The 15,302-nt window shown below is 56.2% G+C and carries 14 protein-coding genes; 9 read left to right on the top strand and 5 right to left on the bottom strand.

The genetic code is table 11. From position 1 onward, the window contains the following. Nucleotides 1-360: 360 nt before the first annotated feature. The 5 genes from B2J69_RS12210 to B2J69_RS12190 are packed head-to-tail and all read left to right on the top strand — an operon-like array spanning nucleotide 361 to nucleotide 6,857. Nucleotides 361-1,941 carry an ABC transporter substrate-binding protein gene (locus tag B2J69_RS12210; RefSeq protein ID WP_081139559.1) on the top strand — a complete coding sequence of 527 codons (1,581 nt, stop codon included), beginning with the start codon at nucleotides 361-363 and terminating at the stop codon, nucleotides 1,939-1,941. Continuing rightward, nucleotides 1,938-2,930, top strand: coding sequence for an ABC transporter permease (locus tag B2J69_RS12205; RefSeq protein ID WP_081139558.1), 993 nt, complete (start codon nucleotides 1,938-1,940; stop codon nucleotides 2,928-2,930). Before B2J69_RS12210 ends, B2J69_RS12205 begins: the two co-directional genes overlap by 4 nt. Continuing rightward, nucleotides 2,927-3,811 (top strand): ABC transporter permease, encoded by an 885-nt coding sequence (locus tag B2J69_RS12200; RefSeq protein ID WP_081139557.1) that lies wholly within the window; start codon nucleotides 2,927-2,929, stop codon nucleotides 3,809-3,811. The genes B2J69_RS12205 and B2J69_RS12200 overlap by 4 nt, the downstream gene beginning before the upstream one ends. Beyond that, entirely contained in the window at nucleotides 3,808-5,457 is a 1,650-nt protein-coding gene (locus B2J69_RS12195) for a dipeptide ABC transporter ATP-binding protein (RefSeq protein WP_081139556.1), read from the top strand. Before B2J69_RS12200 ends, B2J69_RS12195 begins: the two co-directional genes overlap by 4 nt. 20 nt (nucleotides 5,458-5,477) lie before the next feature. Further along, nucleotides 5,478-6,857: an NtaA/DmoA family FMN-dependent monooxygenase gene (locus B2J69_RS12190; RefSeq protein WP_081139555.1), complete on the top strand. Its 1,380-nt coding sequence runs from the start codon at nucleotides 5,478-5,480 to the stop codon at nucleotides 6,855-6,857. 232 nt (nucleotides 6,858-7,089) lie between these two features. Here B2J69_RS12190 and B2J69_RS12185 read toward each other — a convergent pair whose 3' ends face one another. The 5 genes from B2J69_RS12185 to B2J69_RS12165 are packed head-to-tail and all read right to left on the bottom strand — an operon-like array spanning nucleotide 7,090 to nucleotide 11,535. Then, nucleotides 7,090-8,406 carry an NAD(P)/FAD-dependent oxidoreductase gene (locus B2J69_RS12185; protein WP_081139554.1) on the bottom strand — a complete coding sequence of 439 codons (1,317 nt, stop codon included), beginning with the start codon at nucleotides 8,404-8,406 and terminating at the stop codon, nucleotides 7,090-7,092. Between the two features lie 17 nt (nucleotides 8,407-8,423). Beyond that, nucleotides 8,424-9,173 carry an amino acid ABC transporter ATP-binding protein gene (locus B2J69_RS12180; protein ID WP_167376576.1) on the bottom strand — a complete coding sequence of 250 codons (750 nt, stop codon included), beginning with the start codon at nucleotides 9,171-9,173 and terminating at the stop codon, nucleotides 8,424-8,426. Then, complete coding sequence (locus B2J69_RS12175; protein ID WP_081139553.1) at nucleotides 9,170-9,979, bottom strand: amino acid ABC transporter permease; 810 nt, start codon at nucleotides 9,977-9,979, stop codon at nucleotides 9,170-9,172. The genes B2J69_RS12180 and B2J69_RS12175 overlap by 4 nt, the downstream gene beginning before the upstream one ends. Nucleotides 9,980-9,983: 4 nt before the next feature. Continuing rightward, nucleotides 9,984-10,694, bottom strand: coding sequence for an amino acid ABC transporter permease (locus tag B2J69_RS12170; protein WP_081139552.1), 711 nt, complete (start codon nucleotides 10,692-10,694; stop codon nucleotides 9,984-9,986). A gap of 16 nt (nucleotides 10,695-10,710) precedes the next feature. Further along, nucleotides 10,711-11,535, bottom strand: a complete 825-nt coding sequence (locus B2J69_RS12165; RefSeq protein WP_081139551.1) for a transporter substrate-binding domain-containing protein — start codon at nucleotides 11,533-11,535, stop codon at nucleotides 10,711-10,713. Nucleotides 11,536-11,726: 191 nt separating this feature from the next. Here B2J69_RS12165 and B2J69_RS12160 point away from each other — a divergent pair, with 191 nt between their 5' ends. From B2J69_RS12160 to B2J69_RS12145, 4 genes are all read left to right on the top strand, one after another. Next, entirely contained in the window at nucleotides 11,727-12,527 is an 801-nt protein-coding gene (locus B2J69_RS12160) for an IclR family transcriptional regulator (RefSeq protein ID WP_081139550.1), read from the top strand. Nucleotides 12,528-12,560: 33 nt separating this feature from the next. Beyond that, a complete protein-coding gene (locus B2J69_RS12155) occupies nucleotides 12,561-13,265 on the top strand; it encodes an SDR family NAD(P)-dependent oxidoreductase (RefSeq protein WP_081139549.1) in 705 nt (234 codons plus the stop codon). Nucleotides 13,266-13,279: 14 nt separating this feature from the next. Further along, nucleotides 13,280-14,608: an NAD(P)/FAD-dependent oxidoreductase gene (locus B2J69_RS12150; protein WP_081139548.1), complete on the top strand. Its 1,329-nt coding sequence runs from the start codon at nucleotides 13,280-13,282 to the stop codon at nucleotides 14,606-14,608. Between the two features lie 410 nt (nucleotides 14,609-15,018). After that, entirely contained in the window at nucleotides 15,019-15,252 is a 234-nt protein-coding gene (locus B2J69_RS12145) for an EexN family lipoprotein (protein ID WP_081139547.1), read from the top strand. Nucleotides 15,253-15,302 lie beyond the last annotated feature (50 nt).

The raw sequence follows: 15,302 nt of genomic DNA, 5'->3' as shown, positions 1-15,302 counted from the left end.
ACTTCTCCATTGGGTGAAGTATCATTGTTGAAGTTAAAACATCATGTCATCGCCCAATTCCGTTATTTAATGTTTTTTTCTCTAAGTTATTTCACAACCCGCCGCTGACGAGGTTATTCCAGTATCCGGAACTGATGAAGCGCTTTTTCATATTAACTGCCACTATTGTTATTTGCCCTGCATTAAATGTGTGATTTATTCAGCTGCTATTCGAAAAAGCATAAATGCCTTCGGGTGACGATGTTCAGCGAAAGATAAAGCGATCTGATGCTGGAGTGAATGGTTGTCTTTTACCAGGAAATATAGAGCTAAATGAACCCAATACCTTTACCGAGGTTACTCATCCCGCTATGCGTCATCATGGCACAGATGACGCTGTATAATAACGCATGGGCAGAGGGTAATATAACGGTTTCTGAGCAGCCCTCCTACAGCGATAATACATTGATTTATCTGCATGAGCAGGAGCCTCCCTGCCTGGGGGGCGGGTGGGTGCAGCAGGCTTATTTATCCCGTCAGGTGTTTGATTATTTAGTGAGTTACGATAACGGGACTATTCGTCCCTGGCTGGCGACAAGCTGGAGTGAATCACCTGACCGTAAAACCATTACGTTTACTTTGCGCCATGATGTGAAATTTACTGATGGCGATGTGTTTAATGCTGATGCTGTCATTGCGAACTATCCTGCCTGGCAAAAAGGGATCGGCTGGCACGGTTTTACCTATATGACCGGATTTACCCGGATCGATGATTATACCGTTGCGCTGCATTTGTCTGAGCCAAACCCTGAAATTTATAACGTGCTGAGCAATGGGCATTATGGTTTCCAGTCTCCTGATTCCCTGGCGCACAATAGTAGCGAACAAAAATGTTTGCGGCCGGTGGGAACCGGCCCCTGGAAAGTTGCACGCTGGGCAAGGGGAGAAGGGATCAGCTTTGTGCGTAATGATGACTACCACTGGGCACCGCCGAACGCACACCACAATGGTCCCGCTTATATCAAACATCTGGAATGGAAATTTGTTCCTGACGCCACGACACGTTGGGGGGCGTTAGTCAGCGGCGGAGCAGATGCTATCTATCAGCCGCCCTCAGCGCAGTGGCAAAAATTGCAGCGTCACTATCAGACCCTGTCGTATGTCGCAACGGGCCGGCCGCAGGCGTTCTCTTTTAATGTTCAGCGCGGCCCCTTTACCGATCAGCGAGTACGACAGGCCTTTGCCTATGCGCTGGACCGCAAACAGATCGTGAAAACGGTGTTCAAAGGCGCGGTGCCGTATGAAGGCAATGGCTCGCTGAGTAAAAGTACGCCGCTTTATCTCAACGTGGACGATCGCTATTCATTAAACGTCACCAGGGCGAATCAACTACTGGATGAGGCAGGCTGGACCGGTCGCAATGCGGATGGCTATAGGGTCAAACAGGGCACCGTACTGGAAGCCCGCCTGCCTTATATTCAGGCCATTATTGACCAGGAAGGCGCGCTGATGCTGCAGGCGGTGCAGGATCAGGTGAAGCGGGTAGGGATCAAGCTTGTGCTCATTCCCCTCACGCAAACAGAGGGATTTGCCGGGGCACGTTCGCGTCCTGCGGATAAGGAAATCAGCTTCGGCTACTGGGTGTGGCCCTCTCCCAATATCCTCGACATTGTTTACAACCACGCCCTTAACGGCGCGTTTAACGGCAATAACACCAGCTTTTTTAATAACCCGCGCATCGAAGCGCAAATTCTGGCGGCGCAGCGTGAACCCGATCCGCAGGTGCGCCAGCAGAAATTTGATGCTTTGCAGAGATGGTTTGACGATCAGGCGATTGCGGTCGGGGGATACAACTTTACCTATAACGTTGCCATTTCTAACGCGGTTCGCGGGCTATGGCAGGACAAGGGCAATGGATTGCTGAACTTTAACGATGCCTATTTCGTGAAGGAGAAGCCATGAGCGTCATCCCATCCACACCAGAGGAAAGCGCCCACAGCGGGGCTGCGCCCCTGTGGCGCAAAATTATTTTCCGTTTCGGCTCCGCCCTGTTTGTGCTGTGGGGCACCATCTCGGTGACCTTTCTCGTGCTCTCAATACTGCCAGGGGATCGCGCGACTATCCTGCTGAATATAACCTCTGGTCAGGTGATTGAACGTACGCCTGAAGAGCTGGCGCCGATCAATGCCCTGTATGGTTTTGATAAGCCGATAGGGAAACAGTATCTCTATTATTTCTGGCAGCTTCTGCACGCTAACTTAGGCTCCTCCTTCGAATTACAGCGCCCAGTAGCGCATATCATCGCTGAACAGCTGCTTCCTACCTTTACCTTAGCCATTGCGGCTTTGCTGCTTGCCTGGATGATTGCTATTCCCTGGACGCTCCTTACGGCGGGGCGCAACCGCCGTCTGGGCGCCCTGGGGGCTGCGGTCGAAACGGTGATGGCCGGGCTGCCACAGTACTGGATCGGTATTCTGCTGTTGATCGTGTTTGCTATTGATCTGCGTTGGTTTCCTGTAGTCGGCGGAGCGGGTCTTTTAGGTACCGTACTGCCCGCTGTCACGCTGGCCATTCCTCTGGCGGGATTTATTGGACACACGCTTCGGGATGAGTTCGAGCGCAGCATGCAGGAGCCGTTTGTTCTTTCTGCGCGCGCGCGAGGCATGAGCCTGGCGGGCGTACGGTTTCGCCATGTTTTACGCCATGCGTTAATTCCTGCTATCACGCTGAGCGGCTGGGCTATCGGCAATTTGCTTTCAGGCGCAGTGCTGGTCGAAGCGGTGTTTGCGCGTCCGGGGCTGGGCAATGTTCTGGTGAATGCGGTCAGCAACAAGGACTTTGCCCTGGTTTCAGGCATCGTCATCCTCATCAGTTTCCTCTATATCGTTATCAACCTGATGGTCGACCTGGTTTACCTGCTTGTCGATCCCAGACTGCGAGGTCGATCATGACGACACACCTGTCCGATTACGCCGGGCTAAAAGCGAAGCGTACACTGTGGCGTCAGCTACGCGATGTCACGGCAGTTATCCCGGTTTCAGCCATCCTTTCTGCGATCGTAGCGCTCTTTTTTTTGACCGCGGCGATCGCGCCGGCTCTGCTGGCCACGCACGATCCGTTCACCACCAATCTCTATCGTGCGCTTGACGCGCCGTCTCTGGCGCACTGGCTTGGCACAGATGACATTGGCCGCGATCTCTACAGTCGAATTATCTGGGGAACGCGTCAGTCGTTGCTGATTGGTATCGGGGCGATGGCCATTGCGCTGTGCGGTGCCGTTCTGCTGGGCTTTAGCGCTGCGCTGGGTCCACGCTGGCTCGCTGAAACGGTCAATCGCCTGCTGGAAATTTTGCTGGCCTTTCCCACGTTACTGCTGGCGCTGTTGTTTGTGGCGCTGCTCGGACCTTCTGCCAGCAGTTTACTGATCGCCGTCGGCATTGGTACTGCGCCGGGCTATGCGCGCCTGGTTCGTGCACAGACCTTAAAAATACGCCAGTCCAGCTATGTTGAAGCGGCTCGGGCGCTCGGTCATTCTGAACGAACCCTCTTTATGCAACATATTGCACCCAATGTCTTCCGCCCGCTCTCATCGCTGGTAGCGCTGGGAATTGGCCAGTCCGTGGTCTGGGCTTCTGGCCTCTCTTTTTTAGGATTAGGGGTGGTACCGCCGTCTCCGGAGTGGGGAGCGCTGCTTGAAGCAGGAAAACTTAACGTGACGGTTGCCTGGTGGCTGGAAGTATTGCCGGGAATTGCCATCGTGCTAGTAGCGCTCTCATTTACTCAGATTGGCCGCTACATTCAGCAGCGTGCTGAAGGAGATAACACGTTATGAGCAGTACACACCACTTCAGCCAAAAAATGATCGAGGTGAGGAATCTGAATGTCTGGGCGAACAGCGAGAGCGCTGTGCCACGCCATATTGTCAGGCAGGTCAGCTTCGACCTTTATCGTGGCCAGTGTATTGCAATAGTTGGCGAATCGGGTTCAGGCAAAAGCGTCACGGCACGATCGCTGGTCGGCCTGGCAGGTGAACAGCTTCGTGTGCAGGCCGATCGGCTCGACTTACAGGGGGAAACATTATTAAACCGCAGCGACGGCTGGTGGCAACGGGTACGCGGCAGCAAAGTGGGTTTCATTCTTCAGGATGCGTTAGTCTCGCTTGATCCGCTGCGTCCGGTCGGCAAAGAGATCGCTGAGGCGTTAACACTGCACGGGTGGGGAACGCGGGCCAGCCGACAGGCAAAAGTGCATGCCTTACTGGAAGAGGTTGGCGTTCCGCAGGCTGAACGCCGGGCCAGCCAGCGTCCGGGTGAATTGTCAGGCGGCCTGCGTCAGCGTGCCCTGATAGCATCGGCCATCGCCCTGCATCCGGATATCCTGATCGCCGATGAACCGACGACGGCGCTGGACGTTACGGTACAGGCGCAGGTACTGGAGGTGCTGAGACAGATGCTGGATCGAGGTACCAGCATCATCCTGATAAGTCACGATCTGGCGGTTGTGGCGAAGATTGCTGACCACATTTTAGTGATGCAGGGCGGAAGTATTGTCGAAGCGGGTCCGGTAAAGGAAGTATTAAGCCAGCCTCGTCATACCTATACGCAGGGCCTGATCAAAGCCATTCCCAGTGAACATACCAAAGGGCAGCGACTTTCCGACATTAAGCCGACCTTAGTACCGCAGCCGATTGCGGCCGCTGCTGACGCAAATGAGGTGCTGCTTGATGCCCGCCATATTATTAAGCGTTTTCGCAGCCACACCGCCGTTGATGATGTCTCATTCAGCCTGCGACACGGTGAAACGCTGGGCATTGTAGGGGAATCGGGTTCAGGTAAAACGACGCTGTCACGTATCGTGCTGGCGCTGGAATCGCCCGATCGCGGTGAGGTGTTGTTTTGCGGTAAGGCCTGGAGTCATGCGTCTACGGCTGAAAAGCAGGCCATTCGCCGTCAGATTTCCGTGGTGTATCAGGACCCACTCTCCTCATTCGATCCGCGCTGGCGCGTCGCCGATATTCTGCGGGATGCCATATCACTAGACCGCTATCCCGCCACGCAAAGCCCTGATGATCGAGCAGTCAGCCTGTTGGAGTCCGTTGGTTTACGTGCCGAGCATTTGCACCAGCGGCCTGCCCGTATGTCAGGCGGCCAGCGTCAGCGCGTAGCCATTGCCCGCGCTATCGCTACACACCCTAAAGTGATCGTGCTAGACGAAGCGGTATCAGCGCTTGATGTCACAGTCCAGGCGCAAATCCTCGATCTGCTCAGCGACCTGCAGGCGCAGCTTGGCGTGAGTTATCTGTTTATCTCCCACGATCTTGGCGTGATCCATCATATGAGCGACCGGGTTCTGGTTATGCAAAACGGCAGGGCCGTTGAGCAGGGCAGCGCCGATGAGGTGTTCTATCGACCGCGTCATCCCTATACCCAAACGCTACTTTCCTCGCTGCCCCGGCTGGGTGCGGTTGACTTCGCCTGAACAGTAAAAATGGAGCAAACATGACACGTGAACTGATCTACAACGGCTTTTTGCATCTGACCCCTAACCATCACAGCCACGGCTACTGGCGTACGCCGGAAGGGCAGATTCAGTATGGGTATAACAAACTGGATGCCTATGTAAAAACGGTAAAAACGCTGGAAAAAGGGTGCTTAGATACCTTGTTTATCGCTGATGTGGTTGGCGTTTATGATATTGACTATGGCGAGGGCAAAACCACCATCCGCGCCGGTACGCAGTTTCCTGAGCCCGACCCTATTACTATTTTGTCGGCACTCGGGATGGTGACCGAGCATCTGGGCCTGGTCGTGACCAGCAACGTTATTCAGGCGCATCCTTTTTCTTTTGCCAGACAGATTTCATCGCTGGACGAGTTTACCCATGGCCGCATCGGCTGGAATATCGTGACCTCTTATCTCTCGAACGGCTTTCGTAATTACGGTTTCGGCGACATCGTCGCCCATGACGATCGCTATGAATGGGCACAGGAATATCTGGATGTCGTCTATAAGCTCTGGGAACTTTCATGGGAAGAGGGCGCGGTCGTGCACGATCCCGCCACTAACCGTTTTTTTGACCCCGATAAAATTCATAAGATCAATCACGTCGGTAAGCGCTATCGCGTTGAAGGGCCTCACATTGTTGAACCGTCACCGCAGCGCAGCCCGGTGTTCTTCCAGGCGGGTAACTCTGAAGCAGGACGCCATTTTGCCGCACGCAATGCAGAAGTGACCTTTCTGCCTTCGCAGACACCAGAGACCGCAAAGAAAGACATTGCTACGTTGAATCAGAATGTGGTCGATTATGGTCGCCAGCCAGAGGATTTAAAAAAGCTGGTGATGCTCTCGACCGTCATTGGTTCTACGGAGGAAGAGGCGAAACGAAAACAGCAATACCTGTTCGACAACATCGATATTAATGCACTGCAAGGCTTTTACAGCGGCGGTTCAGGTATTGATCTTTCCAGTATCGATCCCGACACGCCCCTGACGGAGTTGAGTCGTCAGGAGCAGTTCAGCCAGCATATGCGTTCAAAGTTTCGTATCGCCGTAGACGCCGATTATGGCCAGGGCAGAGTCCTGACCTGGCGTGAATACCTGCTGAAACATGCATTACTTCCCGGTCGTTTTGCCGGCACGCCGGAGCAGATTGCTGATAGGGTGCAGCAGTTTGCTGACGCAGGCGTAGATGGTTTTAACGTCGTTCCTGTCACGACCCTGGGCTGGTGGGACGAGTGGGTTGAGCATGTAGTGCCGGTATTGCAAAAACGCGGGCTGGCGCAGACGTCTTACCGGCCAGGAACACTGCGGGAAAAGTTATTTGGCAAAGAGAGCACGTTGCCTGCTTCGCACCCACAGCGAACGTTGTCTTTAAAGTAATCGGGCCAGGAAATCTTCATAGCCACATTTGTGGTTTAGGATTAGTGGCTGAACAAACCTGTGCTGGTTACCACATACAGCAACGTCAGCAACCCGCGTGTTTATCCTGCCAGACAGCTTCTTTCTGCACGCATTTAAAAGCATAAAACGATTTGTAGCGGCAGTAACGCCGCATAAGGTGAAGGGCGTTTTATTCAGGGTTACATTAGCCTGACACCCTTATGCAACGGCGTTACCCTCTGTCCTGCGCCTTATCAACCGCATCTCTGAAGCGATACCAGCCGGTAACGAACGGCAAAAACCAGGGTTTGCCGTTATAAAGGGGAATAGGGCGGAAGGTATTGCGTTCAAACGAGAGCGGACGCGGCTCCGTACCCAGCAGCTTCTGCGCGGCGCGATAACCCAGCCAGCTCATCAGCGCAACACCATTACCGTTGCAGCCTACCGCAAATCGCGCATTGTCCATCTCGCCCGCGTAGGCGGTTTTATCCCACGTCATGCCCACATATCCGCTCCAGGCATGGCTGATGCGGTAAGGCGCCAGCTCAGGCCAGATAGCCAGCATGCGTTTGCGAATGCGTCGGGCGGCGGTCTTATCATCACAGTCCATGATGCCGGGACGCGATCCAAATAGCAGCCGCGTGCCATCTGGCGACGGACGGGTATAAATCAAATCGCGGCGGCTGTCTGTGATCATGCGACCCGACGGGATCAGCCTGGCGATCAGCTCGGCGGGAAGAGGCTCGGTGGCGATCTGGTAACTTTTCACCGGAACAATGCGCTGCGCCAGACGCGGCGTCGCCTTGCTGTCGGTGTAGCCGTTGGTCAGGAAAATTACCTGCTGCGCGCGCAGGCTTCCCCGTTCAGTAAGAACCGTTTTATGGCTCAGCTGCTGCGTCACGCCGGTGACGCGCGCATGCGAAAAGAGCTGCGCGCCCAATTTACGCGCCAGCTCTCGCAGCGCGCGGTTATATTTTCCCGGATGCACACCGCCATATTCATCCACCAGTATGCCGCCATGGTAGAAGGTCGAACCAATAATGGCATCCTGATTGCTGCGGTCGATGTTATGCACCGTGACACCCGTTACGCGATGCAGAATATCGCCCATCTTATACAGGCTCGCGAGCTGCTTCTGCGTGTGCGCGCCAAAATAGCGCCCGCTAATAAAGAGATCGGCGTCCAGCTGCTCACGCTCCACCAGCGCCTGGATAAACGCAAACGAGGCGATCGAGTCTGCGATCATGCGCTGGAACAGTTCAGGATCGATGCCCTTAATCGCTCCGCCCACCACCAGTTTTTGCCCGCTGCTGATCATCCCGCCGGTGCGCGTACTGCCGCCGCTGCCCAGCTCGTTGGCCTCCAGCACCACCACCTTTTTACCGTGGCGCGCCAGTTCAATCGCCGCATTCAGTCCTGCAAAGCCCGAGCCGACAATGACGATATCGGCTTCCGCGGGGAGCGGATCGCGGCAGGTTTCAGGTGGCGCGTCATCCCACCAGTACGGGCTGGTTTTGAAATCTTCAGTGAAAATTGCCTGATCGGACATGATGTTTTCTGACTCCGTTACAAAACCTGGCCGAGGAACTCGCGCGTGCGCGCGTCCTGGGGATGATCAAAGAGCTGGGCCGGCGGCGCCATCTCCACTATTTTGCCTTTATCGGTAAAGCAGACGCGGTGCGACACTTCACGGGCAAAGCGCATTTCATGCGTCACCAGCAGGCAGGTCAGCCCCTCGTCCACCAGCTCGCGGATGGTGTTTAGCACCTCTTTTACGGTTTCCGGATCGAGCGCGGCGGTCACCTCGTCAAACAAAATAATTTCCGGCTGCATGGCCAGCGCGCGGGCGATGGCGACGCGTTGCTGCTGCCCGCCCGATAACTCGCCCGGATAGCGATCTTCTTTACCGTCCAGCCGCACCTTTTTCAGCAGCCGCAGCGCGCGTTCCCGCACCTCTTCACGCCCATGCTTCAGCACCTGCATGGGCGCCATCATGACGTTATCCAGCACGCTCCGGTGCGGGAACAGGTTGTACTGCTGAAACACCATCGCCACCTGATGGCGCAGCGGCCGCATCGCTTTTTCATTTTGCAGTTCGTGCACCCGATGGTTGCCCACGCGAATAAACCCTTCGTCAACGGGCAGCAGGCCGTTGATACAGCGCAGGATAGTGGACTTTCCCGACCCGGAAGGGCCGATGATGCACACGGCTTCGCCTTTATTGACCTGTAACGAAATGCCTTTCAGCACTTCGGTGTTGCCAAAAGATTTATGGATATGGTCCAGCTCGATCAGGGACGTAGCGCGATCGATCATATTGCATCCCCTTTGGTTTGGTTTTCCAGCCGACGAGCCAGCAGCGCAATCGGATAGCAGTAGCAGAAGAACATCAGCAGCACGGTGATGTAGAAGTAGACCAGCGAACCTTCACTTTCGGTCGCCAGCGTGGTGCGCAATAAGGTGACCACTTCCTGCACGCCCGTGACCGTCGCCAGCGCGGTGGAGATGGCCAGCAGGGCGTAGAGGTTCATCCAGCCGGGAATAATGCGGCGCAGCGCCTGCGGCAGGATCACAATGCGGTAAATCTGCCACGGGCTGTAGCCTAACGAGCGGGCCGATTCCCACTGTCCGCTGTGTACCGAGTTCACCGCGCCGCGAATGACCTCGGCGAAATTGGCGGCGGTTGGCAGGCTCAGTCCTACAATCGCTTTGAACAGCGGGGATAAGGTAAAGTGCCAGCCCAACAGCTCTACGCGATACGGCAGCAGATAGAGCATCGCAAACAGCAGCACCAGCCACGGCGCGTTGCGCAGAAAATTCATCACTGCGCGCGCAGGCAGGCTGAGCCAGCGCCGTTTTGCCAGCATCATCAGGCCCAGGAACAGCCCCAGCAGGGTGGCGATCGCCATGCTGGCGATGCCGATAAAGATATTGAGGATAAAACCGCCGTTGAGCGGCCAGCCATTCATCGATCCCGTCAGCAGCAGCGGCAGTTTTTGCCAGACCTGATGCCACTGACCGCCCTGATCGTTCATGATGCTCAGGGCGAGGATCAGCAGAGCCACCAGCAGAAAAGCGCGGCGGGTCTGTTGTTTGCGCTTCAGGTAGAGGAGGTCACTCATCCGCTTATGCTCCGTAGCCAGGATAAACCAACGCCCGCTGCACCCGGCCGATCAGCCACACCACCAGGCTAACCAGCACCACATAGACCAGCAAAATAAACAGCATCACTTCCAGCGTGCGGAACGTGTCGTTGTAGATCTGCCCGGCGGCGTACATCAGCTCGGGAACGGTAATCACCGAGGCTTGCGAGGTGGTTTTGAACAGGTTGGTCAGCACATTGGTCAGCGGCGGCAGGCAGATACGTGCGGCAACCGGCATCTGCACATGGCGAAACATGCTCCAGCGGCTATAGCCCAGCGAGCGCGCGGCTTCGAGCGTGGCTTTCGGCACCGCATCGAAGCCGGAACGGAACGCTTCGATGCAGAGCGCGCCGCCAAACAGGCTGAGCGAAAACCCTGCCGACATAAAGGCGCTTATCATCGGTATCTGCAGCCCGGTCACCGGATCCAGCGTGGTGAAGCCTATCTGCGTCAGGGTGAAGTAAAAAAACAGCATCTGCAGCAGCGGCGGCGTGTTGCGAAAAAGCTCGACAAACAGCTCGATGCCGGCGTCCAGCCAGGCGCGCCGCAGCATCAGACCGTACACCCCCAGCAGGCCGATGAGGATGGCGAACAGCGAGGAGATCGCCGCCAGCTCCAGCGTTTGCAGGACGCCCTGTATCAGCCACTGCTGATAGGTTGGGTCCAGCAGCCACGAGAAATCGAGTCCGAACATCGATACTCTCCTGCGCTTACTTCGTGGCGCCGCGGGCAGCAATGGCCTGCTGAGCAATATATGGCGAAGGCGACATATCGAACTCTTTCTCCCAGCCAATCAGCTTGTCTTCACCTTCCGCTTTCACAATGGCCTGATTTACCGCCTCGCGAAATTGCTCATCGCCTTTACGCAGTCCCGCAGCCATTGGCGTGAACTCATAGGGCGCAACGGCGATTTTATAATGACTCCAGCCTGGCTCTTTCAGCTTCTTCTGCAGGGACATGTCATCAAACACCATCGCGACGCAGCGGTTGTCCTGCAGAGCGCGATACGCTTCTGGCAGGGCAGCGAAGTTCACCAGCTGCAGGCCGTAGTTTTGCGTCACCGTCTTGTTGAAATAGGAACCCTGCACGCCACACACCTTCTGTCCTTTCAGCTGCGCCCACTGGGTAAACTTCACCTCTTTACGCGCCAGAACAGAGGGGCCGGCGGCAGAGACATACGCGTTGGAGAAATCAATCTGGCCCTTGCGCTCGGGCGTGATGCCGAGTGTCGCCATAATCATGTCGATCTGTCCGGAGTTAAGGAACTGCATGCGATTAGAGGCGTTGACCGGCACCAGTTTGATTTTGTCCGGCGAGCCGAGCAGCTGGCTGGCGATATAGCGCGCCAGGCTGATTTCAAATCCGACGGTGTGGCCGTTGTTATCCATAAAGCCGTAGGGCGGATAGTCGTTTTTCACGCCGACGGTCAGGACGCCGCGCGCTTTGATATCGGACAGGGTATCGGCGTGGGTGATGGCGGGCGCAGCGAGTAACAGCATTGAGGCAGTGAACAGACGTATGCGATGGTTTTTCATAATAATTTCCTTGGTCAGGATGAATCTGCAGGTGTGTTACAAAGCGAAGGTGAGTCACTCTTTTTTGAAAAATCACGTTGCTCACTTGTCAATCGAATATGAAATCTGCTAGAAAATTAGTCAACGAAAAACCACATACTGAAATCTTATGACGATTAGTTTCACAATGTGGAACTAGACAGGTAAAGCCGATGAGCGAAAATGCAGGGAAAAACGGGGTTCAGCTACTCGACCGCGCGGTGATGCTGCTCGATCTGGTCGCCGATGCAGGCAGTGAAGGGGCAACGCTGAAAGCGCTTGGCGAGGCCTCCGGGCTGAACAAGGTGACCTGTCACCGCATCCTCAACTCGCTGGTGGAGCATCAGCTGCTGCAGAAGGTGCATGGGGATAAGTGCTACCGTCTGGGGACGAAATTGCTGGTGTATGGTGCGAAGGCCGCTCGCGGTCCTGGCCTGCGCCGACAGTTCCAGCCTGCGCTGGAGCGTCTGCGCCAGCAGACAGGCGAAACGGTGATGCTGATGGCGCGCGATCGCGATGATTCAGTCTGTATCGACCGTTACGACAGCGAGTATCAGATGCAAACCCTGACCGGATCCGTTGGCGGCGCAGTGCCGCTGGGGCTGGGTCCAGGCAGCCTGGCCATCCTGGCTTTTCTCGATCCCGACCAGCAGCAGGAGATTGTTGCCCGCAATCGCGCCCGATTAGAGAACTGGCCGCAGCTGGCGGCCGAGAAGCTCGCCAACAAGCTCCAGCAGACGGCGGAACAGGGGTTTGCTGTCGATCCCGGCGAGCTGATCCCCGGCATCGCCGGGATTGCCGTGCCGATCGCTGTTTCAGGCGCGGGCGTGATCGGCTCGCTGGGGATGACTTTCCTCTCGCCTCGACTCAACCCCGAGGTGCAACAGCGCTATGTCGCGTTGCTGCAACAGGAAGTGGCGGCGATAGCGCCGTTGATCAGCCCGCTGGATACGCGGCTCAGGGCCTCACTGTAGAGGCCACAACGTTATGAATACACCGGAGAGATGATGAGTAAAAGCACCCGTAAAGTGGCCATGATCAGCGGCGCAAGCCGCGGCATCGGTGCCGCCATCGCCGCCAACCTGCTGGCGCACGGCTGGGCTGTCAGCCTGGGTTGCCGCACCCCTGCGGAGGTCGCCCTCAGCGACAGCGAGAACCAGCTTGTGTGCCAGTTTGACGCCCTCGACGCCAGCACCGAGCAGGCCTGGGTCGACGCGACAGTGGCAAAGTTCGGCCGCATTGACGCGCTGATCCACAACGCGGGCATCATGCTGCCGTTATCCATCCTTGCCGCCAGCGACGACGATTTCGACCGCACCTTTGCGGTGAACGTGAAGTCACCTATGCGCCTGAGCCGTCTGGCGTGGCCACACTTACAGGCCAGTGGCGCAGGCCGCATCGTTATGATGTCTTCACTCTCCGGCAAACGCGTAAAGGGTGAGCGTTCCAGCCTGTATGCGATGAGTAAATATGCCGCGCTGGCGCTGGCCCATGGCCTGCGCAAAATCGGCGATGACCATAACATTCGCTGCACCGCGATCTGTCCAGGTTTTGTTGCCACTGACATGGGCACCGCGTTAAGCGATGTGCCCGTTGAAAAAATGACCCAGCCGGAAGATCTTGCGCACTTAATTCGCACCGTCATCGAGCTGCCTAACACCGCCAGCATCGCTGAAATTCCAGTGAACTGGACGGTAGAAGATAATTACTAAACAAGGATCCGGTCATGGGCCCAGGCGTAGACAGAGTACCTTCATCAGCGCGCTTTCCTGCTTCCGCAGAGGTGGTGGTGATAGGCGGCGGAATTATCGGCGTGGCGACCGCGCTGTCGCTGGTGGAGCAGGGCATTCGCACCGTTCTGCTGGAAAAAGGCACTGTCGCAGCGGAGCAATCGAGCCGAAACTGGGGCTGGTGCCGACGTACCGGGCGCGATCTGCGTGAACTGCCGTTAATCAACCTCAGCATGCAGCTGTGGGAAGGCATGAACGAGCGCGTGCAGCGAGAGACCGGCTTTCGCCGCTGCGGTATTTTGTATGCGGCGCGCAGTGAAAAGCAGCGTGATCTGCATCAGCGCTGGGTGAACGAAGCGCGGCAGTATGGCATTCACAGTGAGATGCTATCGCCAGCCCAGCTACTTCAGCACCTGCCGCAGCTAAAGGGCGACTACCCTGGCGGGATGTTCACGCCGCTGGATGGACGCGCCGAGCCGCAGAAGGCCGCACCGGCGATGGCGAGAGCGGCAATGGCGCTGGGGCTGAATCTGCAGCAACATTGCGCCGTCCGCACCATCGAGCGCTCGGCTGGGCAGGTGAGCGAAGTGATAACGGAACATGGCGCGATCCGCTGTCAGCAAGTGGTGGTGGCGGGTGGTGCCTGGTCACGTTTATTGCTGCAAGGGTTGGGCGTCTCTCTGCCGCAGCTGAAGGTGCTCTCTAGCGTGCTGCGCACGCGTCCCATCGATTTTGATCCCGGCGCCTGTGTCAGCTTTGGCAGCGTCGCGATGCGCAAGCGACTGGATGGTGGCCTGACCGTGGCGACGTCCGCCATCAGCACCGCAGACATTACGCCGGACTCTCTGCGGTTTAGCGCGCAGTTTATGCCGGCGTTCTGGCATGAGCGCAAAGCCATCAAGCTGCGTGCGGGAAAACGGTTTCTGGAAGAGGCGCTGTACTGGAAACCAGGGCAGGCTGACAAACGGTCAATTTATGAAGTTCTGCGCGTGCTCGAACCCACTATCGATGCGGGCATGATCCCGTTAATCCGTGACCGAATTAGCGCGCTGATCCCCAGCCTGGCGCCGCTGCCGGTGGCGCAAAGCTGGGGCGGCATGATAGACAGCTTGCCAGACGCCATCCCGGTGATTTCGGCGGTTGATCCGGTGCCGGGACTCTTTCTGGCGACGGGTTTCTCTGGCCACGGATTTGGCATCGCGCCGGGCGCCGGGCAGCTGATGGCGGATTTGGTGTTGAATCGCGCGCCATCGGTTGATGCCCATCCGTTCCGCTTTAGCCGCTTTACCGATGGTGAAAAAATTCGGGCGCAGTTCTGGCTGTAGGGAAGGGAGCCTTTAGGTGCTGGAGCATTTAATTGTGCGAAAAGGAAAGTAGTCAGACTTATCGGAGAGCGCCACACGCCGCAGGTGCTTTTGGGTTACCCCCCTACGCCGCGCACCGGTAGTTAGCAGGTACAAGCAGCACCGTACCGGCAGCGGTCACCCGCCGCGCTCGGTACAGAAAATTAACTTGGTTTACCAAACAGGTTTTTTTTCGCCTCATAGATGCCGTTTCCGGCACAAGTCAGATCCTAAGCGCATTCCATCTATCCCCCTAATTTTTTGTCGACAAAATGCGGCCTTTTTTCTTTTTTCCGCCAATTGGTAAAACCCTGATTCAGCCGAACCGTACAACGGTACGCGCTGCGGGACTATAATTGCTCCCGGGATTCACTCACTAAAAGGAAGATTTGATGAAAGCGGAATTGATTTCACTGAGCCTGCTGGCAACCATACTGCTTACCGGCTGCGATGCAGATGCTAAAAGCCTTGATTGGTATAAAGCGCATGATAAAGAGCGTACCGCTAAATTTGAGGAATGCAGAAAAGCTTCCAATCCGCGCGGCACCGAAGATTGTCGCAATGCTATTGATGCCACTGTACACGGCGGTTCTGTTACAAAGAGTAGCCCTGATAAGAGCTGGTAGATTAGACCCGCCAGGCGGTTTTTTAAGCCCTTCTGCGGGCATTCGGTAAA

The organism is Pantoea latae (assembly GCF_002077695.1).
In the GTDB taxonomy this organism is placed as follows: domain Bacteria; phylum Pseudomonadota; class Gammaproteobacteria; order Enterobacterales; family Enterobacteriaceae; genus Pantoea; species Pantoea latae.
The sequence above is the reverse complement of the archived record's forward strand: the minus strand, read 5'-3'. Positions and strand labels throughout refer to the sequence as shown.